Origin of the sequence: Flavobacterium sp. F52, assembly GCF_000278705.1 — a bacterium.
In the GTDB taxonomy this organism is placed as follows: Bacteria; Bacteroidota; Bacteroidia; order Flavobacteriales; family Flavobacteriaceae; genus Flavobacterium; species Flavobacterium anhuiense.
Genome location: NZ_AKZQ01000027.1, coordinates 116773 through 138483 on the forward strand (window position 1 = coordinate 116773; position 21711 = coordinate 138483).

A 21711-nucleotide genomic window follows, 5' to 3' on the forward strand; every position below is an offset into this window, starting at 1 on the left:
AAACGCTAATTTGTTAAATTGTGATAAAAAGGCGCTACAGGCATGCAAAACGCATTGTGTAACTATTAAAATTTAGAATTTTTAGTAAAAAAAATCGAAAAACCATGCTGAAGTGTGTTTTTTAGTTTTTTTTTGAATAGAATTTATTTCAAAAAAAAGCTAGAGACATTAAATGTTGCTTCTAGAAACTGAAAAACCCCAATTCAATAAAGAATTGGGGTTTTCTATAAATAAACCTTTAGTAAACTAAGATCTGATTACTCTTTTTTCTCCTCACGCGGAGGTCTTGGAACAAGTGCTTTTTTAGACACTTTTTCTTTTTTAGTTTTAGGATCAACTCCTAAGTATTTCACTTGGAAAACATCGCCCATTTTGACTACGTCGGCAACATTTTCTGTACGTTCCCAAGCTAGCTCAGATACGTGAAGCAATACTTCATTTCCAGGTGCAGCAGTATATTCAACTACAGCTCCAAAATCAAGCATTTTAATTACCTTCACTTCGTATGCTTCTCCAACTTGAGGTTTGAAGGTTAGGGCATCAATTTTAGCCAATACTGTTTTGATTCCTTCTGGATCAGTTCCTAAGATTTCAACAACCCCTTGCTCGTCAACTTCGTTGATTACAATAGTAGTTCCTGTAGCTTTTTGTAATTCTTGAATTACTTTTCCTCCAGGTCCGATTAACGCTCCAATAAAGTTTCCAGGAATAGTTCTAGTGATGATCTTCGGTGCATGATCTTTAACTTCTGGTCTTGGAGAAGCAATTGTTTCTGTTAATTTCCCTAAAATATGCAAACGTCCATCACGAGCCTGTGCTAAAGCTTGTTCCATAATGTCATAACGCAATCCTTCGATTTTGATATCCATTTGGCAAGCTGTGATACCGTCAGCAGTTCCAGTTACTTTAAAGTCCATATCTCCTAAGTGATCCTCATCTCCTAAGATATCAGACAATACAGCAAATTTCTCACCATCAGTAATTAATCCCATAGCGATACCAGAAACTGGTTTTGTCATTTGAACTCCAGCATCCATAAGAGCCATTGTTCCAGCGCAAACTGTTGCCATAGAAGAAGAACCGTTAGATTCTAATACTTCAGAAACAACACGAATAGTGTAAGGACAATCTGCAGGAATCATATTTTTAAGAGCTCTTTGAGCTAAGTTACCGTGACCAACTTCTCTTCTTGAAGTTCCTCTTAATGGTTTTGCTTCACCAGTAGAGAAAGGAGGGAAGTTATAGTGTAAGTAGAATTTCTCTTCGCCTTGTTCAGATGGAGAATCGATTTGGTTAGCTTCTTTAGAAGTTCCTAAAGTTACCGTTGCCAAAGCTTGAGTTTCTCCACGTGTAAATAAAGAAGATCCATGTACAGATGGCAAATAATCAGTTTCACACCAAATTGGTCTGATTTCTGTTGTTTTTCTACCGTCTAGACGAATTCCTTTTTCAAGAATTACATTACGTACAGCTTCTTTATTTGTTTTGTAGAAATATTTTCCAACTAAACCAGCAAGATCTGCATTTTCAGCGTATTCTTCTTCAGTAAATAAAGCTTTTGCTTCTTCTTTTACAGCTGCAAATTTTTCACCTCTTTCTGCTTTTCCAGAAGCTTCTTGTGCAATTGCATAGCATTTATCGTAAGCGGCAGCTTTTACTTTTGCGTAAACAGCTTCGTCTTCAACTTCACCTTCGTAAGTTCTGTATTCTTGAGAGTTTAATTTTGCTCTTAATTTTTGTTGAGCAACAATTTGAACTTTAATAGCTTCGTGTGCAAATTTAATTGCTTCAACCATTTCAGCTTCTGAAATTTCTTTCATCTCACCTTCAACCATGGCAACAGAATCCATAGAAGCTCCAATCATCATGTCGATATCAGATTTTTCTAATTCTTCTCTGCTTGGGTTGATTACTAACTTTCCGTCGATACGAGCAACACGCACTTCAGAAATTAAGTTGTAAAATGGAATGTCAGAAACAGCTAATGCTGCAGATGCTGCTAAACCAGCTAATGCATCTGGCATAACATTATCATCATGAGACATTAATTGGATCATAACCTGAGTTTCGGCATGGTAATCATCTGGGAAAAGTGGACGTAATACACGGTCTACTAATCTCATTGTTAATACTTCGCTGTCGCTAGGTCTAGCTTCTCTTTTGAAAAATCCTCCTGGGAAACGTCCTGCAGCAGCAAATTTTTCGCGGTAATCTACCGTTAATGGTAAAAAGTCAACACCTGGGTTAGATGTTCTTGCAGAAACTGCAGTTGCTAAAAGCATACAGTTTCCTAAACGTACAACAACTGAACCATCGGCTTGTTTTGCTAATTTACCAGTTTCGATTGAGATGCTTCTTCCATCTCCTAAATCGATAATTTCTTGTGAAACTTGTGGAATCATAAATTTTTCCTTTTTGATTATACAATGGGTTTTAGTTGTGTTGTAGTTGTTGTTGTGTGTAGTTGTTGTTATCTAAAACCCAATGAAAAACCAAACTTTTTTTCTTGTAATATGCTTATTATAAACAGCTGTAATGTAAAAACAAAAAGAGGCACTCTCGCACCTCTTTTCTATATTGATTATTTTCTGATATTCAATACTTTGATAATCTCACGATATCTGTTGATATCTTTCTTTTTCAAGTAGTCCAACAAAGCTCTTCTTTTACCTACTAATAGTACAAGAGAACGCTCAGTGTTGTAATCGTGACGATTTTTTTTCAAGTGTTCAGTTAAGTGAGAAATTCTGTAAGTGAACAACGCGATTTGACCTTCTGCACTTCCTGTGTTTGTTGCACCACCGTGTTGTGCGAAGATTTCTTCTTTCTTTTCTTTAGTTAAATACATTCCAATATTGTTTTAAATGATTTTTATGTATGTCATACAACTTTTGTAAGACGGGTGCAAAATTAGATTAAAAAAACAGAAAAATCAAAAAAAAATAAAAGAATCTAAAAAATGGATATAAGATTTTTGTTTTTAAATATTTAGATCCATTTTTTTTCTGCTTAATTTAAGTCGTTTTCTATTTTAACTTCTGATTTTTTTTACCAGATTGCTTTTCGCTCAAAGACGAATAAGAAAATTTGACATTGTTTGCATCAGTACTTACGCCAGAAATTAAAACTCCTTGATCATAATTGTCAACAAACGTAATCTTTCGTAAAATGTCATTCCCTTCCCAGTAACCTTGTTTCAATCCGCCTTTGATTGTTCCTTTTTGAGTAACAAACTGATCTGTTTCTTCGTAATCTCCATTTCCATTCGTAACGGTTTGATTTTTATTTACATCCCAGCAATTTAGAATCAAAGTCTGGAGCTTTTTTGTTTTCGGATCCCAAATGTTCTGTTTTTCGCATTTTTTACTCTGATCTTCGTACCAGCTAATTTCTTTGCCAGTTTTATGGTCTTCAGAATAATTTATAACAGATTCTTTTGCACCATTTTTATAATAGTAAATAAATTCCCCGTCTTTTTTTAGAACATCTCGATCTAAGGTCGATCCCGTCATTTTCTTTCTTCCATTTTTGTAGAAGTCAGTCACAACATAACGGATGCTTTTCTGAGAATAATTGGTAATTACTCTTGTGTAAGCATGATTTTCGGGTGTACATTCACGATTTAAGGAGTCTAAAAAGATTTTTTTAGACATCATGCTAATTTGCGCAGACAGATTAACTGAAATTATCAGAAGCAATAAGAGTAAGATGTTTCTTTTCATTCAGTCTATTTTTATCTTAAAAATAGTTCTTCTAGAATAATTTAGCAACTTCTTGATTTACAAATTCTAAAAATCTTTCGTCAGCTTCTGTAAACGGATCAATTACATGGCTGTCAATGTCGATTTGGCCAATATTTACTCCATTAACAAAAAGTGGCACTACGATTTCAGACTTAACTGTTAAACTGCAGGCAATATAATTGTCTTGAGCTTTAACATCTGGCACTACAAAATTGGCATTGCTTTCTGCAACCTGACCACAAATTCCTTTTCCAAACGGAATAACAGTGTGATCTGTTTCTGCACCAACGTAAGGGCCTAAATGTAAAGTTTTAGTGTCGTGATTTGCAAAATAAAAACCAACCCAATTGTAATACTCTACATTTTCGTTCAAAAGCTTGCAGATTGCTAATAATTTTTCGTCTCTATTTTTTTGATTGTCAGCAGTAATACTGCTTATCTGTGGTTGTAGTTCTTGAAATGTCATGATATTAAATTTTATACAAAAGTATTTAAAGCTGAACTCAAAAAATATATAAATTTGAAAAAAAAATCTCTTGAAAAAATATTTAGTCCAGTTTAAGCCATTTCTCATTTTCGTTGGTGTCTTCTTTTTGACATATATTGTCTTTACACTGCTTTATAAATTTTATTTAAACAGCTATCAGCCAGATGAGCTTGATGCCATCACAATGGTTTCTGGTAAAAATTCGGAGCAATTGTTAAAGCTTTTGAATTATGATGTCATCATTCAGAAAAGCTCACAAAATCCGTGGCAAGAGATTATTTTAAATGGAAGATTTATAGCGCGTATAGTTGAAGGATGTAATGCCGTAAGTGTGATGATTCTTTTTGTGTCGTTTGTGGCTGCTTTTTCAGGAAATTTAAAAAAGACATTACTCTTTATAGTTTTAGGGCTTATTTCTATATATGTATTGAATGTCATTAGGATTTCGCTTTTGATAGTTCTTGTATACCACTTTCCGCAATATACCCATTTCTTGCACGGAACTTTCTTCCCATTGATGATTTATGGGTATGTTTTTATTTTATGGATTTTCTGGATCAATAGATTTTCAAAATATGCTAAATAATTTAAAAGAGAATAAAATTAAAATCTTTGCAACGATTGCTGTCGTAATAGGATTTGCTTTGATTAGAACGTTTGAAAGAAAACTGTTTTACGATCCTTTTCTGGTATATTTTAATGCGGATTTTCAGTCTATTCCTTATCCGCCAGTAGAGAATCTTAAGCTTTTTGCGGGACTTTTTTTTCGTTATTTTTTAAATTCAATTTTGTCTTTGGGTTTGATTTACGCTTTATTTCAGGATCGTGATATTCTTAAATTTAGTCTTCTGATTTATAGTGTGTTTTTAGTTGTTTTTCTATTGATGTTTTATATCATACTAGAATATTTTCCAGGTGGAAGCTGGCTTCTGTTTTATGTTAGGCGATTTTTAATTCAGCCTATTTTGATATTATTATTCATTCCGGGATTTTATTATCAGCTTCAAAAAACTAAAAAATAACATTTGTTTTAGTTTTTTTTCGATAGTTTTTAAATAGCTTTGCAGTATGAATTTGAAAAAGTGCACAGGTCCGTTTTTAGCGCTCCTTCTATTGATTTCCAATATAGGGTTTGCTTTTGATGTGCACTATTGTGGTGGAGAAATTGCTTCGGTTTCTTTAAAAACTACAGCAGAACCTGTTGTTGAGAAGAAATGTTGTGGTTCTAAAGAGAAAAAGAACTCTTGCTGCAAAGATAAAGTTGTTCATTTCGAAAAGAAATCAGACAACGCAACTATCAAATTTTTCTTTTTTCAATTTGCTTTCCCAGCAGTTGCACAAGATTACAAACCTCTAGTTTTTTTAGAAGTTCCAACTTTTAAAAAGAAAGAAGTTCTTTCGTATTATGCTGATGCGAATGCACCTCCTTTATTTAAATTATACCATCAGTATATTTTCTATTCCTGATTTTAATGTTAAGATGCAATGCAAGTCCTAATCAAGGCTTTGTATTTACATTTTGATAGTTTTTGTTTTTGCAAAAACATCAAGAATGTAATTCTATTTCAACATTAAAATCAATTTTTTATGCAAAAAAATATAATGCTTTTTGCAATGATTTTGCTTTCTTTTTCTGCTTTTTCACAGGAAGATCTTCAAGAAGTAAAAATCACTAAAAAGCAAAAAGGAATTAAAAAATCCTTTACAGTAACAGCCAACACTTCTGTAATTACCAGCAAAGAATTACTTAAAGCAGCTTGTTGTAATTTGGCTGAAAGTTTTGAAACCAATCCGTCAATCGATGTCAATTTTTCTGATGCTTTAACAGGCACTAAGCAAATTAAAATGCTGGGTCTGACTAGTCCATATTTAATGATTACAGAAGAAAATATTCCATCTGTTCGAGGAGCGTCTCAAGCCTATGGTTTATCCTTTACGCCTGGAACTTGGATCGAAAGTGTCCAAATTACGAAAGGAGCGGGAAGCGTTATAAATGGTTACGAAAGCATTTCTGGCCAGATTAATACAGAGCTTTTAAAGCCATTAAATGATATTCCTTTCTTCTTGAATGCTTACGGATCGACAGATTCTCGTTTTGAATTAAACACCCATTTCAATAAAAAATTATCAGACAAATGGGCGACTAGCTTATTTGTTCACGGAAATGCGCGTGTAGCCAAAAACGATATGAACAAAGACGGTTTTCTCGATAATCCGTTAGGAAAACAAATCAATGTTTTAAACCGTTATCAATATTATAATCCAGAAAGTGGTTTGGTGAGTTTTATCAATTTCAGATATATGAATGATAAAAAACAAACCGGAGAAGTAAATTTTGATAAAGATCGTGATCGTGGCACAACCAATTATTGGGGTTCAGAAATTAATACTGAACGCTTTGATGTTTCGACAAAAATTGGATATGTATTTAAAGATATGCCATATCAAAGTATTGGCTTTCAAAATGCTTTTAATAGCCATAAACAAGACTCTTATTATGGTTTAAATCAATATGATATCAAACAGAATAGTTTTTATTCTAATTTGATTTTCAATTCGATTATCAATAATACGATGCATAAATTTTCAACTGGTCTGAATTTTACTTATGACCAATATCAGGAATTTGTAAACTTAGCAGATGTCAGCAGAATTGATAACTCGGTTGGTGCTTTCTTTGAATATACTTATGATAATACAGATAATTTTAGTCTGATTTTAGGCGGAAGAGTTGATAACCATAATCGATTGGGAGTTTTTGTTACACCAAGGTTGCACATGAGATATAATCCATGGAAAAATGGTGTAATTCGTTTTTCTGCTGGAAGAGGAAAACGTTCTGCAAACATTTTTGCTGAAAATCAACAGCTTTTTGCTAGTTCTAGAACTTTTTCAATTTTAGATTCCAACGGAAAAGTATACGGCTTAAACCCAGAAATTGCATGGAATTATGGAGTGAGTTTTTCTCAGAAATTCCGTCTTTTCAACAGAAATGCCGATGCCGGCTTTGATCTTTATAGAACAGATTTCCAAAATCAGGCCATTGTAGATGTGATGCAAAGTCCGCAGCAAGTGTTGTTTTATGATTTGAAAGGAAGTTCTTTTGCAAACAGTCTTCAGGTTGAGTTCAATTACGAATTAATCCATAATTTGAATTTAAGAACAGCTTATAAATATTATGACATTCAAACCGATTATCTAAGAGGAACTTTCCAACGCCCGCTTCAGGCAAAACATCGTTTCTTAGGAAATTTAGAATATGAAACAACGATGAATAATGACAAGCAATGGAGGTTTGATTTTACTTATAATTGGTCAGGAAAACAACAATTGCCTTATACAGCTTCAAATCCTGTAGAAGATCAGTTTCCTGATTTTTCACCTGCTTATGCTGTAATGAATGCGCAAGTGACCCGAGTTTTTTCTCCAGTTTTTGAAGTGTATGTTGGGGGAGAAAATATTGGAAATTATAGACAAGAAAAAGCAATTTTAGGGGCAAATGATCCTTTTGGACCTAATTTTGATGCGTCTATTGCATATGCTCCAATTTTCGGACAGATGTATTATGCAGGGCTTAGATTTAAAATTAAATAACAATTTCAATAAATAATAAAATTAAATACAATGAATAAAATAGTTTTAATCGCAATGATGGTTTTTTTAGGTTTTTCAGCTCAGGCTCAAACTAAAAAAAATAAGAATTTAAAATACACAACAGAAGTAAACGGTAACTGTGAACAATGTAAGAAGCGAATTGAAAAAGCGGCTTACGGTGTTCCAGGAGTAAAAACAGCAAGTTGGGATGTAAGCTCTCATCAGCTTTCGGTTATTTTAAACGAAGAGAAATGTTCTCCTGCAGATTTGAATAAAGCAATTGCAAAGGCGGGTCATGATACTAAGGAAGTTAAAGCAACAACCGAAGATTATGAAAACCTTCACAGCTGTTGCAAGTATGTAAGAGAATAAGAAATAGAGGAGCCCAAACAATTAGTTTGGGCTTTTTTTAATAGTTAATTTATGTTTAAAATACCGCATTTTATTGTGGTTAAGGTAAATTATTGTTACTTTCACGAACTATAAAAAATAACCAATCACATTTATGAATAATTTTGAATGGACTCAGTTACTAAACCCTGAATTTTATATTACTTTAAGCGTCGGAGGTTTTCAGATTGGGTTGTTTATCGTTCTGTTTATAGTTTTTGCTGAGACAGGACTTTTTGCAGGCTTTTTTCTGCCTGGAGATAGTTTACTTTTCTTAGCAGGTATTTACAGTCGTGATCTAATTGAAAATGTAGCTTACATCCCAAATGACTTTATAAATGTATTTCTGCTTGCTACAGCAGTTGCTGTAATGGGAGTTTTAGGGAATATGACTGGTTATTGGTTTGGTGCAAAAAGTGGTTATTATTTATTCAAAAAAGAAGATACATTCTGGTTTAAGAAAAAGTACTTGCTTCAATCAAAAGATTTTTTTGAAAAATATGGGGGTAAAGCAATTATTTATGCTCGTTTCTTACCAATTTTTAGAACGTTTGCTCCAATTGTTGCCGGAATCGTTTCGATGGACAAAAAGAAATTTATGTTTTATAATATTCTAAGTTCTTTTCTTTGGTCGTTTATTTTAATTTTCGCTGGACATTATTTATACGGCGTTTTCTTAAAACAAGGCATAGATTTGAAGAAACACATTGAATATATCATTATTATAATCATCATTATTTCGACATTCCCAGTTTTACTGAAACTTTTGAAAAAGAGACCGCACGAAGAGATATAATCAAATAAAAAACAAAAAAATCCGAAGTTTTTCAGCTTTGGATTTTTTTTGCTTTGTCATTAAAGCTTATTGCCAATAATATTTCTAATTGTATAGATAATTAATTTTCTTCAGCATTAAAAGAAATAATAAAGCAAAATATAAAATCAAAAAGCTGTAATTAGTTTTTTTAAAACTTAATTACAGCTTTTAAATTATTTATAGGTTAATTAAAAGATATCTTTAATTGGATTTGAATTTTAAGGATTGAGAATATTTGTATTCTACCATTCATTCACCTTATTGGCATCCATTTTAAGGAAAATAAACAATAAAATAGTGAATCCCCAGAGTCCAGAACCTCCATATGAAAAGAAAGGTAGAGGAACCCCAATTGTTGGGAAAATTCCAATTACCATCGCAATGTTAACAAAGAAATGGATAAAGAGAATTGCGGCAACACAATATCCGTATACACGGCTGAATTTGGTTTTCTGTCTTTCTGCTAAATAAATAATTCTAAGAAGCAGGCCTGTGAACAGTAAAATAACGACCAATGAACCTACAAAACCCCATTCTTCACCAACAGTGGTAAAGATATAATCGGTGTGCTGCTCCGGTACAAACCCTCCTTTGGTTTGCGTGCCTTCAAGAAAACCTTTTCCAAGCCATCCCCCAGAACCAATCGCAATTTCAGATTGGTTGGTATTGTATCCAATACCTTTCATATCTACAGTTTTGCCTAATAAAATATTGAAACGGTCTCTGTGGTGTTGTTTAAAAACATTGTCAAATACATAATCAACAGAGAAAACAAATCCTGAGATTAGAACTAATAAGATACCGCTCAAAATGATATTTCTATCTACGACTCTTCCTTTAAAGTGTATAATTGCTAACACAACAAAAGCCATTGCAATTACCGCATATGGTTCTAAAACTAAAGTGAGAACGAAAAGAACAATGGTTATAAATGCTGTCCAAACATACCAAGAGGGCAAACCTTCTCTATATAAAACAAGTATGAACGCACTATAAATTAAAGCACTTCCAGGATCTGGTTGTGGTAAAATCAATATTACGGGCAATAGCATAATGGCCAAAGCTTGGATTTGTCTGTTAGTTTCTTTTAAGTTAATTTGAGTGTCACTCAAGTATTTGGCTAATGCAAGAGAAGTTGCAGCTTTTGCAAACTCAGATGGCTGTAAAGTGAAGCTTCCAATGGCATACCAGCAACGCTGTCCTGCTATAGTTTTCCCGAAAAGGAATAATCCTGCAAGAGACAATAAGGAAACTCCAAAGATGATACTTGCATATTTTTCGTAAAATTTACCATCAACAAAAAGCACAACAAATATCAATGGAATAGTACAACAGATAAAAATAAGTTGTTTTTGATACGTTCCATCGGTAGATAACAAAGAAGACGAGTAAATATTAAGCCAACCTAAAGTTACCAGCGCAATGTAGATAAAGACACTTATCCAATCAATATTATTTTTTACACTTTGATTTTTCATTTGAAATAATCTTTCTTAGTTTTTCTTTGTTGTGTCTACGGCTGTTTTTTTAACTTCAGTTTTTGGCGCTGTTGCGGCCGGTGCTTTTGGTTTTACAATTTTTGCTTGCAAAACAGAATCTTTTGGAACAGATTCGATTTTAAGAGCATCGCTTATTCCGCCTACTTTAGCATATTCTGAAAGTAAGCTTTTGTTTAATACTCTTACTTCTAGATCGGTTCTTGTAATTTTCTTTCTTAGATATTTCTCAATCATTAAACTCGCAATCGGACCTGCAACTGTTGCTCCGAAACCTCCATTTTCAATCATAACGGCGATAGCAATTTTTGGATTGTCTTTTGGGGCAAAAGCAACAAATATAGAGTGGTCTTTAAGCTGTGTTCTTTTGCCGTTTATTTTGGCAAAGTTCTCAGCAGTACCTGTTTTCCCACAAATATCTATTCCTTCAACTCTAAGAGCATAAGCTGTACCTTTATTATATACATCAAATAATCCGCTGATGACTGGCGGGAAATATTTTTGATCAATCGTGGTCACGTGTTTTGTAGTGAACTTTTCGTCTATTTTTTCTCCCTCAATTTTTTTAATGATGTGAGGTGTGTAATAATATCCTTGATTAGCAACTGTAGCCATCATATTTGCCAATTGAATAGGTGTCATTAAAACCTCTCCCTGTCCAATTGCATTTGATACAATAGTAGAGCTTCTCCAACCTCCGTTAGGATAAATTCTTTTATACGTTTTTGAAGTTGGAATATTTCCCCTTTTACCAGTTGGCAAATCATAACCCATGAACTGGCCTAATCCAAAACTTTTTACATGGCTGCTCCAAACATCAACAGCGTGACCAGGATCTTTGTACTTGTTGATGGTAAGCATATAGGCTTGTCCAAAATAGGTATTGCAAGAATTGTAAATTCCATTATGTAATTGGTGTGGCCCAAAACCGTGACACTTCATAAAACGTCCTCCACCATAACTAAATCCGTGATGACACATAAAAGTAGTCTGCTCATTTACTACACCTTCTTGAAGTGCAACTAAACCAGTCAGGATTTTGAATGGAGAACCTGGAGGATACTCTGCTAAAAGTCCTCTGTCGTATAAAGGTTTTGCAATAGAATCGTGATATAAAAGTGTATAATTTTTAGATCTCTGACGTCCTACTAAAATACCTGGATCATAAGAAGGAGCGGTAACCAATGCTAGAATTTCTCCAGATTTAGGTTCAATAGCAACAATTCCTCCTCGTTTATTAATCATTAATTCTTCTCCATATTTTTGAAGTTCAGCATCGATCGTTAAATTAATGTCTTCTCCAGCAACGGCAATGGTGTCGTATTTTCCTTCTTTATAAGGACCAATTTCTCGGTTGTATTTGTCTTTTTGAATATATTTTACTCCTTTTATACCGCGTAAAATTTCTTCATAGCTTTCTTCCACACCTTGCTTTCCAATTAAATCTCCACTGTTATAGTAAGGATTTTTAGCAATTTGTTTTTCATTTACTTGAGTTATAAAACCAAATATATTGGCACCGTAATCAACCTCATAATCGCGAAGTGATCTTTTCTGAAAATAAAAACCATCATATTTTCTGATTTTTTCCTGAAAAGCAGCAAATTCATTTTTATTCAGCTGCGATAAAAAAACAGAAGGAAGTCTTGGACTGTAAACTTTTGCTTTTTCAATACGCTTATGGTATTCCTCCTGTGTAATATTCAGAAGAGCACAAAATTCGGCAATATTTAGGTCTTTTTTTATCTCTCTTGGAATAACCATGATGTCATAAGAAGCCTGATTCGCAACCAGAAGTTTTCCGTTACGATCATAAATATAACCTCTTTCAGGATAGTCATATACTTTTTTTATTGCATTATTTTCTGATTTCAGCTTAAAAGAATCATCAATAATTTGCAGGTAAAAAATCCTAATCACTAGCAAAGACGCTGCAATAATAATTATAGTGGGCAGCAAGACTTTTCTCATCGTTTATTGGGCTTAATAAGATAAATTATTATTATTGAGGTGATTATAGTAAAGATAGAACTAAATAAGGTTCGGAGCAAAATGTCCCAGATAAATTTGAATTGAAATGCTTCCAGAACAAATAGTACAATGTGATGCATTAAGACCGAAACCAATATGAATGAAAATCGTTCGGGTGTTAAAGATTCGTTTAGTTTAATAGTTTGATATTCATAACTTAAACCAAAAGAAAATTTAAAAATATAGGGTCTATAATAGGCTAAAATAACGCAAGCAGTGGCATGTATTCCGCCAGAGTTACAGAACATATCCATGATCAGACCTAAGAAAAAGCTTGAAATAATTAATCCAGCTTTATTGCTGTTTACTGGGTAAAGAATAATATACAAGATATAAGGGAACGGACTTATATATCCTAAGAAATTCATATTGTTGAAGATAACAATCTGAATTGCCAGTAACATAATAAATCGAAAAATATTGACTAACAGAGCGCTATTCATTTTTTTCTTTGTTTTCTAAATTAATAAGTTCCTCTCTGTCTTTGCTTTTGATAATATAGACGTGCCCTAAGTTTGTCATGTCGTTAAATAGCTTAACTTTTATAACATAAAAACTGGTTTGTTCTTCTTTATAAACCGTTTCAACAGTACCAATATTGATTCCTTCAGGGAAAATCACTGATTGTCCTCCTGTTACAATGGTATCTCCTTTTTTAACTGAAGCTAGCCTCGGAACATCTCTTAGCTGCACGAATCCTGTGCTTTTTCCATCCCATGTTAAAGAACCAAAATGGTTTGATTTTTTTAACTTGGCATTAATTCTAGATTTCATGTTCAGAATGCTTACAACAGTAGAATATCTTGGAGATGTATCATCTATAACACCCACAATCCCCAAACTATTTATTACTCCCATATCAGGTTTAACGCCTTCATTAGATCCAGAATTTAAAGTAAGGAAGTTTTCGTGCGTACTGTATGTGTTATGAATCACTTTTGATACAATGATATCAGCAGGTTTTACCCCTTTAATGGTGTCAGGTAAAGGTATTTTTGATGTGTCTTCTTTGTTGAATAAAAGACTTTTTAATCTTGCGTTCTCAAGTACAAGTTCGTCGTTTTCAGCTCTTAAATTCATATATTCATTAACACGATTGATTTTTTCATAAACACCTCCGCTTAAGAAATTTGCAGAGCTGATTATTTTACTTCTGTGGTAAGAATGAGATTGAATCGTGAGTCCTAACGAAATACCTAAAAGCAGCAAAAACAGCAATCGATTACTGTTTCTTATAATGAAATTAAATATTTGCTGCATTTCTTGTCTGGTTATTTTGTTTCAGGATATGCTTAAAGGTTTCAGTTTTTACAAGGGTCAAATAATAGAAATTTGACCCTTATAAAAGTAAATTGATTGTTATTTTGAATCTTATTTGATTAAGATGCTTTTGAATTTTGCAATGTTTTTAAGAGCCATTCCTGTACCGCGAACAACAGCTCTCAAAGGATCTTCAGCAATATAAACTGGCAAATCTGTTTTTTGAGAGATACGTTTGTCAAGACCTCTTAACATAGATCCTCCGCCAGCTAAATAGATACCCGTATTGTAGATATCTGCCGCTAACTCAGGAGGAGTCTGAGATAATGTTTCCATTACCGCATCTTCAATACGCTGAATAGATTTGTCTAATGCTTTTGCAATTTCACGGTAAGAAACATCTACTTGTTTTGGTTTACCAGTAAGCAAATCTCTACCTTGAACTGACATGTCTTCTGGCGGACCATCTAAATCTTCGATTGCCGCACCAATTTGAATTTTAATTTTTTCGGCAGTACTTTCTCCAACAAATAAGTTGTGCTGTGTACGCATGTAATACACTATATCGTTTGTGAAAACGTCACCTGCGATTTTTACAGATTTGTCACATACAATTCCGCCCAAAGCGATTACAGCAATTTCTGTTGTACCACCTCCGATATCGACAATCATGTTTCCTTTTGGTTGCATAATGTCAATACCAATACCAATTGCCGCCGCCATTGGTTCATGAATCAAATAAACTTCTTTTCCGTTTACTCTCTCACAAGATTCCTTCACCGCTCTCATCTCCACTTCAGTAATACCAGAAGGAATACATACAACCATACGTAAAGCTGGAGTAAACATTCTTTTTTTCAATGCAGGAATGCTTTTAATGAACATATTGATCATTTTTTCCGAAGCATCAAAATCAGCGATTACACCATCTTTCAAAGGCCTTATAGTTTTGATGTTTTCATGTGTTTTACCTTGCATCATGTTGGCTTCTTTACCAACAGCAATGATTTTGCCTGATACTCTATCACGTGCAACGATAGATGGACTATCAATGACAACTTTATCATTATGAATGATTAAAGTGTTTGCGGTTCCAAGGTCTATCGCAATATCCTCGGTCATGAAATCAAAAAATCCCATAAGTTTTTTAGGGGTTTAAAATGTTATAAATTATTTATCGAACAAAGTTAAACAAATTAATGTTTAAAATGACGAGTTCCTGTAAATACCATTGCAAGATTATTTTCATTGCAATAATTTATACTTAATTCGTCTTTTATCGAACCTCCTGGCTGAATTACAGCAGTTATTCCTGCTTTTTTAGCTAATTCTACACAATCCGGAAATGGGAAAAATGCATCACTTGCCATCGAAGCTCCATTTAGATCAAATCCAAAAGCTTTTGCTTTGTCAACTGCTTGAATTAAAGCGTCAACTCTTGAAGTCTGACCCGTACCTGATGAAATCAATGTTCCGTTTTTAGCAAATACAATTGTGTTTGATTTTGTATTCTTGCAGATTTTAGAAGCAAAGATTAAATCTTCGATTTCTTGAGCAGTAGGTTCTGTAATGGTAACGGTTTTTAAATGCTCTTTATTATCCGTAATATTATTTCTGTCCTGAATTAACAATCCGTTAAGACAAGTTCTTACTTGACGAGCTGGCAATTCAACGTCGTTTTGTACTAATATAATTCTGTTTTTCTTCTCTTGTAAAACTGTAACAGCCTCATCATCATAAGCTGGAGCAATTACAACTTCGCAGAATAATTTGTTGATTTCCTGTGCAGTTTCCAAATCAATTTTTGTATTAGAAATTAACACTCCTCCAAAAGCTGAAGTAGGATCACAAGCTAAAGCTGCTAAATAAGCTTCGCTAATCGTTTTTCTTGAAGCCAATCCGCAAGCATTGTTGTGTTTTAAAATGGCGAACGTAGGTCCGTCATTCTTAAATTCGGCAATTAAATTTACCGCGGCATCAACATCTAGTAAGTTGTTGTATGACAATTCTTTTCCGTGAAGTTTTTTGAACATTGCGTCAAAATCTCCGAAGAAGAATCCTTTTTGGTGAGGATTTTCACCATATCTTAAAACTTGACCATTTGCAATGCTTTCTTTGTAAATAGTCTCGTCTGTATTGAAATAATTAAAAATAGCTCCATCGTAGTGAGATGAAACATGAAATGCTTTAGTAGCAAACAATCTTCTGTTTTCTAGAGTTGTTGCTCCGTCTTGCTCAGTAATCAAATCCAAAAGTAAGCTGTACTCATTAACAGAAGCAACAATTACAGTGTCTTTGAAATTTTTTGCACCAGCGCGAATTAATGAAATACCGCCGATATCAATTTTTTCAATAATATCTTGTTCGCTAGCTCCAGAAGCAACAGTTTTTTCAAAAGGATACAAATCAACAATTACTAAATCGATTTGAGGAATATCAAATTCCTTCATTTGCTGCACGTCGCTTTCGTTGTCTTGACGATTCAAGATACCACCAAAAATTTTTGGGTGTAAAGTTTTTACTCTTCCGCCAAGAATTTCTGGGAAAGAAGTAATATCTTCAACAGGAACTACTGGAATGCCAAGGTTTTTGATGAAATCTTCAGTTCCTCCAGTTGAATAAAGTGTTACATTTTGCTCGTGTAATTTTCTAACAATTGGTTCTAATCCATCTTTAGAAAAAACAGAAATTAATGCCGATTGTATTTTTTTAGTTGTGCTCATTGTGTAGTTATGATTTTGAGACTGCAAAAGTAGTTTTTTTATATATTATATTAAAAAAAATTAGTGTAACAAAATGCTAAAAAAATCTACTGATGAGTAAGTTAACTTTTATTAGGTTTTTGAATTTAAATTATTGAATTTTACTTTATTGAAAAATACAAAAATATGATCGTTTATCTAAGATTATTAAAAGAAAGTCTGAGCTTTGCCATCAATGCTTTGCGAAATAATAAATTACGCACTCTGTTGTCGCTTTTAGGTGTTACGATTGGTATTTTTTCGATTATCGCTGTTTTGGCTGCCGTTGACTCTTTAGATAAAAAAATCTCTAAAGATTTGAGCAGCTTAGATAAAAATACAATTTATTTAATGAAATATTGCTTTGGGCCATCTGAAATTCCGCAATGGAAGAGAGAGCAGTTTCCAAATGTAAAATATGACGAGTACATTGGCCTAAAAAACTCAATGAATAATACTGATCAAGTCGGATACCAGCTTTTTGTAAACAGGGAAACTTTAAAATACGATTCTAAAACAGTCAGCGATGTAAATATTATTCCGTCGTCAAGCGAAATGGTTGATATTGATGGATTGAGTTTTGATAAAGGAAGATTTTATAATGAATCTGAATCTAATTCTGGAACTCCTGTTATTGTTCTTGGATATGACATCGCTGATGGACTTTTTGGATCAAGCGATCCGATCGGGAAAAATATTCGTCTATATGGGCAGCGTTTCACCGTAATTGGTGTAATTGCAAAACAAGGAGCCGGTTTTTTTGGAGACAGCAATGATACTTCGGTTTATCTTCCTGCTAATTTTTTAAGAAGAATGTATGGAGATAGCGATTCTATGACTCCAGTTATTGTGTTGAAACCAGTTAAAGGTGTCGATATGGACGCTTATAAAGCAGAAATTGCGCAAAAACTACGAGCAATTCGCGGAATGAAAGCGGGAGAAATGGATAATTTCTTTATTAATGTCCTTTCTGGATTTACCGATTTTATTGATGGAATTTTAGGTCAGATGAATTTTGTCGGCTGGATCATCAGCGGATTTTCTCTTCTGGTTGGAGGTTTCGGAATTGCCAATATTATGTTTGTTTCAGTTAAAGAAAGAACAAATCTTATCGGAATTCAAAAATCATTAGGAGCAAAAAATAAATTTATCTTATTCCAATTTTTGTTTGAAGCTATCATTCTGTCAGTTATTGGTGGAATCATTGGGCTTCTGATGGTTTGGGGAATTGCACTTGTTTTGACAAAAATGCTAGATTTTGAATTTGTTTTAAGTCTTGGAAATATTATTTTAGGAACAAGTTTGGCAGCCTTTATTGGACTAATTTCTGGTATCCTTCCAGCGGTTTCGGCAGCAAATTTAGATCCTGTTGAAGCTATTCGAACTGGAATGTAAATGTTGCTTTTGTGTTATTTTACTGTAAATTTTGATGGCTCGAAATAATTAGATATTTTTGATAGAACCAAGAACTAAATCCTTAACACAATGAGCTTTAATCTTAGATCTGTCGATACTGTTGAGTCTATTTCTAGAGAAGATTTCAAGAAGAATTATTTGGATAAAAAAAAGCCCTTGATTATAAAAGGACTCACAAATGATTGGCCTGCAAAGGAGAAATGGTCGACAGAATATTTTAAGGAGATTGCTGGTGATATTGAGGTAAAATTAGTCGATAATTCTAAAGCAGATCCTTCAAAAGTAATTAATGCTTCTATTGCCACTATGAAATTTGGCGATTACTTGGATCTCATAAAAAGAGAGCCTACACAATTGCGTATCTTTTTCTTCAATCTTTTCAAGCATAGACCAGAATTGGTTAATGATGTAAAAGTCCCAAAAGAATTAATGGGAGGTTTTATTGAAAGTATGCCTGCTATGTTTTTTGGAGGTTCAAAGGCGATTACTTTTCTGCATTATGATATCGATTTGCCACATCTTTTTCACACTCATTTTGGCGGAAGAAAACATATAATATTATTTGATAATAAATGGAAAAAAAGATTGTACTGTCTTCCAAATACGACTTACGCTCTAGAAGATTATGACGTGGCTAATCCTGATTTTGAAAAATTTCCAGCTCTAAAAGGAGTAGAGGGATATGAAGTTTTTCTGGAGCACGGAGATACTTTATTCATGCCAACTGGAATGTGGCATTGGATGCGTTACATAGACGGTTCTTTTTCGCTTACACTTCGCGCATGGGATCAATCTGTTTCTAGAAAAATAGCCAGCGTTTGGAGCTTGTTTATGCATGGAGCAGTAGACAGCGGTATAAAAGTGATTTTTAGGGAGCGTTATGCTGCTTGGCGCGAAAAACTAGCTTATAAAATTGCGGAAAAAGAACTAAAAAAGGACTTAAGAAAAGCAAGTTGATTTAATCTTTTATCTCTTCCAGTTTTGGTTTTATAAAAGGAAATGTAATTCTGTTTTTATCCCATTTAATTTGTTCAGAATTATAATATCCGTTTGTTTCCTTATATTTTAAAACAGTGTCTTCTTCTTGGTTGTTCTCCGTATAAAATATAAATCATCTTCTTTTAGTGATGATTTAAGCGCATTAACTAAATCGAAATAAATTTTTGAGTTTAATGTGTCTAATTTTGAAGCTATAAAAGTTATATTTCTGAAATTGTCTTTGTAATTTGCTTTTATTAAATCGGATATATTATTAGCAGGTATTTCTATTAAATCATTTGGTTGCAAATTAATAAAGTATGGAATTGTATCGTTTCTTTCCCAATTTCCGCAAATATGTCCTATTTCATTTCTTTGAGAATAATAGACATTTGAATTTTTATCAATGATGAAAGTGTTGGTCCCATAATATAAGTAACCAGGAATAGGTGGAGGAGGGGGAATTGTATCTTTACCTTGAACTTTTTCTTTATTATTTTGTGAAATAATATAAGGGATATCTTTTTCTTGATTTTCTTTTTTACTACAATTCAAAAAGAGAAAACAAATCATAAAACCAATAAGAATTCTAGCCATAAAGAATAAGATTTAAAATAAAGATATAAAAAAATCCCAAGAAATTATTTCTTGGGATTTTCTATTTTAAATAGTTTTAAAACTATTTTCTAATATCATTATTTTGAATCAAATCGATATATAAGTTGATCTTATCTTTCAATTCTTTTCTTGGCGTGATAAAGTCTAAGAAACCGTGCTCTAATAAGAACTCAGCAGTTTGGAAACCTTCTGGTAAATCTTTTCCTGTAGTGTCGCGAACAACACGCGGACCAGCAAAACCAATCAAAGCGCCTGGTTCAGAGATATTGATGTCTCCTAACATAGCGTAAGATGCAGTTGTTCCTCCTGTTGTTGGGTCTGTACAAAGAGAGATGTAAGGCAATTTAGCTTCAGCTAATTGAGCTAGTTTTACAGAAGTTTTTGCTAATTGCATTAAAGAATAAGCAGCTTCCATCATACGAGCTCCACCAGATTTAGAAATCATTACAAACGGAAGTTTGTTTTTAATAGCGTGATCAATACCTCTTGCGATTTTTTCACCTACAACAGCTCCCATAGATCCACCGATGAATGCAAAATCCATACAGCAGATTACAAGTTCTCTTCCTTTAGATTTTCCTACTCCCGTACGTACAGCGTCTTTAAGATGAGTTTTTTCCATTACATCTTTCAATCGGTCTGCATATTTCTTTGTGTCTACAAAGTGCAGAGGATCTTTAGAAGTCATGTTTTTATCTAACTCAACAAATTCGTTGTTGTCGAATAAAATTTCAAAATAGGTTGCGCTTCCAATTCGAACGTGAAAATCATCTTCAGGGCTAACGAACAAATTTCTCGCCAATTCGTCAGCATCAATAATTTTTCCAGTAGGAGATTTGTACCACAATCCTTTCGGAACGTCCATCTTATCTTCAGTAGCGGTCGTAATCCCTTTTTCTTGTCTTTTAAACCAAGCCATTTTTTTAATTTTAGAATGTAGATTTTAAATTTTAGATTTTTCAATCTGAATTCAAAATTTAAATTTCAGGCTTCATTAGAAATCTGAAATCTAAATTCAAAAATCTAAAATTTAAAGTGTGTTTACGTTATTTAAATCAGCAAAAGCTTGTTCAAGTCTCGCGTTGAATGTCACTTCGCTTTCACGAACCCATTTTCTTGGATCGTAGTATTTTTTGTTTGGAGCATCTGGACCTTCTGGGTTACCAATTTGAGTTTTTAAGTACTCAATATTGTTTACCATATAATCACGGATTCCTTCAGTGTATGCAAATTGTAAATCTGTATCAATGTTCATTTTGATAACTCCGTAACCGATAGCTTCTCTAATTTCTTCAAGTGTAGAGCCTGAACCTCCGTGGAAAACGAAATCAACTGGGTTGTGTCCAGTGTTGAATTTGCTTTGTACGAAATCTTGAGAATTTTTTAAGATTTTTGGAGTTAATTTTACGTTTCCTGGTTTGTAAACACCGTGAACGTTTCCGAAAGCAGCAGCAATTGTAAATTTAGGGCTTACTTTAGATAATTCTTCGTAAGCGTAAGCTACTTCTTCTGGTTGAGTGTATAATTTTGAGCTATCTACGTCTGAGTTGTCAACGCCATCTTCTTCACCACCTGTAATACCAAGTTCGATTTCCAATGTCATTCCCATTTTGCTCATTCTAGCTAAATATTCTTTGCAGATTTCGATGTTCTCTTCGATTGGCTCCTCAGACAAATCGATCATATGAGAACTGAATAATGGTTTCCCTGTTTCTGCGAAATGTTTTTCAGAAGCATCTAATAAACCATCAATCCAAGGTAAAAGTTTTTTTGCACAGTGGTCAGTGTGTAAGATTACAGTTGCACCGTAAGCTTCTGCCAAAGTATGAATATGTTTTGCTCCTGCGATTCCTCCCGCGATTGCTGCTTTTTCACCTGCATTTGATAATCCTTTTCCAGCGTTGAATTGCGCTCCACCGTTAGAAAATTGAATGATAACTGGCGCGTTAAGTTTCGCTGCAGTTTCAAGAACTCCATTAATTGTGCTTGATCCAGTAACGTTTACTGCTGGAAGAGCAAAACCCTTCTCTTTCGCATAATTAAAGATCTCTTGTACTTGATCTCCTGTAGCTACTCCTGGTTTAATGTTGTGTGCCATTTTAATTTTTTTTTATAGTTGTTTTTAGTTTTTAGGTTGCAA

The 21711-nt window shown here is 33.5% G+C and carries 21 protein-coding genes; 8 read left to right on the plus strand and 13 right to left on the minus strand.

From position 1 onward, the window contains the following. Nucleotides 1–257: 257 nt before the first annotated feature. The 4 genes from FF52_RS14105 to FF52_RS14120 form a co-directional block, all read right to left on the minus strand. Complete coding sequence (locus FF52_RS14105; RefSeq protein ID WP_008466501.1) at nt 258–2402, minus strand: polyribonucleotide nucleotidyltransferase; 2145 nt, start codon at nt 2400–2402, stop codon at nt 258–260. Between the two features lie 179 nt (nt 2403–2581). After that, nucleotides 2582–2848, minus strand: a complete 267-nt coding sequence (gene rpsO / locus FF52_RS14110; protein WP_008466503.1) for a 30S ribosomal protein S15 — start codon at nt 2846–2848, stop codon at nt 2582–2584. Between the two features lie 178 nt (nt 2849–3026). Further along, the gene (locus FF52_RS14115) at nt 3027–3722 is read right to left on the minus strand and encodes a hypothetical protein (protein WP_008466505.1); all 696 of its coding nucleotides are present in this window, start codon (nt 3720–3722) and stop codon (nt 3027–3029) included. Between the two features lie 31 nt (nt 3723–3753). Continuing rightward, on the minus strand, nt 3754–4209 hold the full coding sequence (locus tag FF52_RS14120) for a GAF domain-containing protein (RefSeq protein ID WP_008466506.1): 456 nt from the start codon (nt 4207–4209) through the stop codon (nt 3754–3756). A 70-nt stretch (nt 4210–4279) separates the two neighbouring features. Between FF52_RS14120 and xrtF the strand changes: the two genes are divergently transcribed. The 6 genes from xrtF to FF52_RS14150 all read left to right on the plus strand — a co-directional run bounded on the left by xrtF (nt 4280) and on the right by FF52_RS14150 (nt 9010). Next, entirely contained in the window at nt 4280–4816 is a 537-nt protein-coding gene (xrtF, locus tag FF52_RS14125; protein ID WP_008466508.1) for an exosortase family protein XrtF, read from the plus strand. Further along, on the plus strand, nt 4806–5252 hold the full coding sequence (locus tag FF52_RS14130) for an exosortase F system-associated membrane protein (RefSeq protein ID WP_008466510.1): 447 nt from the start codon (nt 4806–4808) through the stop codon (nt 5250–5252). The genes xrtF and FF52_RS14130 overlap by 11 nt, the downstream gene beginning before the upstream one ends. A gap of 46 nt (nt 5253–5298) precedes the next feature. After that, a complete protein-coding gene (locus tag FF52_RS14135; RefSeq protein WP_008466512.1) occupies nt 5299–5697 on the plus strand; it encodes an HYC_CC_PP family protein in 399 nt (132 codons plus the stop codon). A gap of 120 nt (nt 5698–5817) precedes the next feature. After that, the gene (locus FF52_RS14140; RefSeq protein ID WP_008466514.1) at nt 5818–7824 is read left to right on the plus strand and encodes a TonB-dependent receptor plug domain-containing protein; all 2007 of its coding nucleotides are present in this window, start codon (nt 5818–5820) and stop codon (nt 7822–7824) included. 30 nt (nt 7825–7854) lie between these two features. Next, nucleotides 7855–8196 carry a heavy-metal-associated domain-containing protein gene (locus FF52_RS14145; protein WP_008466516.1) on the plus strand — a complete coding sequence of 114 codons (342 nt, stop codon included), beginning with the start codon at nt 7855–7857 and terminating at the stop codon, nt 8194–8196. A 133-nt stretch (nt 8197–8329) separates the two neighbouring features. Beyond that, the gene (locus FF52_RS14150; RefSeq protein ID WP_008466518.1) at nt 8330–9010 is read left to right on the plus strand and encodes a DedA family protein; all 681 of its coding nucleotides are present in this window, start codon (nt 8330–8332) and stop codon (nt 9008–9010) included. Between the two features lie 263 nt (nt 9011–9273). Here FF52_RS14150 and rodA read toward each other — a convergent pair whose 3' ends face one another. The 6 genes from rodA to purH all read right to left on the minus strand — a co-directional run bounded on the left by rodA (nt 9274) and on the right by purH (nt 16541). Continuing rightward, nucleotides 9274–10509: a rod shape-determining protein RodA gene (rodA, locus tag FF52_RS14155; RefSeq protein WP_008466520.1), complete on the minus strand. Its 1236-nt coding sequence runs from the start codon at nt 10507–10509 to the stop codon at nt 9274–9276. A gap of 15 nt (nt 10510–10524) precedes the next feature. Then, the gene (gene mrdA, locus FF52_RS14160) at nt 10525–12498 is read right to left on the minus strand and encodes a penicillin-binding protein 2 (RefSeq protein WP_008466522.1); all 1974 of its coding nucleotides are present in this window, start codon (nt 12496–12498) and stop codon (nt 10525–10527) included. Then, entirely contained in the window at nt 12495–13001 is a 507-nt protein-coding gene (locus tag FF52_RS23895; protein ID WP_008466524.1) for a hypothetical protein, read from the minus strand. Before FF52_RS23895 ends, mrdA begins: the two co-directional genes overlap by 4 nt. After that, the gene (gene mreC / locus FF52_RS14170) at nt 12994–13818 is read right to left on the minus strand and encodes a rod shape-determining protein MreC (protein ID WP_008466526.1); all 825 of its coding nucleotides are present in this window, start codon (nt 13816–13818) and stop codon (nt 12994–12996) included. Before mreC ends, FF52_RS23895 begins: the two co-directional genes overlap by 8 nt. A gap of 111 nt (nt 13819–13929) precedes the next feature. Then, the gene (locus FF52_RS14175) at nt 13930–14958 is read right to left on the minus strand and encodes a rod shape-determining protein (protein WP_008466528.1); all 1029 of its coding nucleotides are present in this window, start codon (nt 14956–14958) and stop codon (nt 13930–13932) included. A gap of 56 nt (nt 14959–15014) precedes the next feature. Further along, on the minus strand, nt 15015–16541 hold the full coding sequence (purH, locus tag FF52_RS14180) for a bifunctional phosphoribosylaminoimidazolecarboxamide formyltransferase/IMP cyclohydrolase (RefSeq protein WP_008466530.1): 1527 nt from the start codon (nt 16539–16541) through the stop codon (nt 15015–15017). A gap of 165 nt (nt 16542–16706) precedes the next feature. Here purH and FF52_RS14185 point away from each other — a divergent pair, with 165 nt between their 5' ends. Both FF52_RS14185 and FF52_RS14190 read left to right on the plus strand, forming a co-directional pair. Further along, entirely contained in the window at nt 16707–17954 is a 1248-nt protein-coding gene (locus tag FF52_RS14185; RefSeq protein ID WP_008466532.1) for an ABC transporter permease, read from the plus strand. A gap of 90 nt (nt 17955–18044) precedes the next feature. After that, a complete protein-coding gene (locus FF52_RS14190) occupies nt 18045–18932 on the plus strand; it encodes a cupin-like domain-containing protein (RefSeq protein ID WP_008466534.1) in 888 nt (295 codons plus the stop codon). Nucleotides 18933–19040: 108 nt separating this feature from the next. On the opposite strand, the gene FF52_RS14195 is transcribed toward FF52_RS14190, so the two are convergent. The 3 genes from FF52_RS14195 to fbaA form a co-directional block, all read right to left on the minus strand. Next, nucleotides 19041–19550, minus strand: a complete 510-nt coding sequence (locus tag FF52_RS14195; RefSeq protein ID WP_008466536.1) for a hypothetical protein — start codon at nt 19548–19550, stop codon at nt 19041–19043. An 82-nt stretch (nt 19551–19632) separates the two neighbouring features. Next, nucleotides 19633–20490 carry an acetyl-CoA carboxylase, carboxyltransferase subunit beta gene (accD, locus tag FF52_RS14200; RefSeq protein ID WP_008466538.1) on the minus strand — a complete coding sequence of 286 codons (858 nt, stop codon included), beginning with the start codon at nt 20488–20490 and terminating at the stop codon, nt 19633–19635. 111 nt (nt 20491–20601) lie between these two features. Beyond that, entirely contained in the window at nt 20602–21669 is a 1068-nt protein-coding gene (gene fbaA, locus FF52_RS14205; RefSeq protein ID WP_008466540.1) for a class II fructose-bisphosphate aldolase, read from the minus strand. Between the last annotated feature and the right edge of the window lie 42 nt (nt 21670–21711).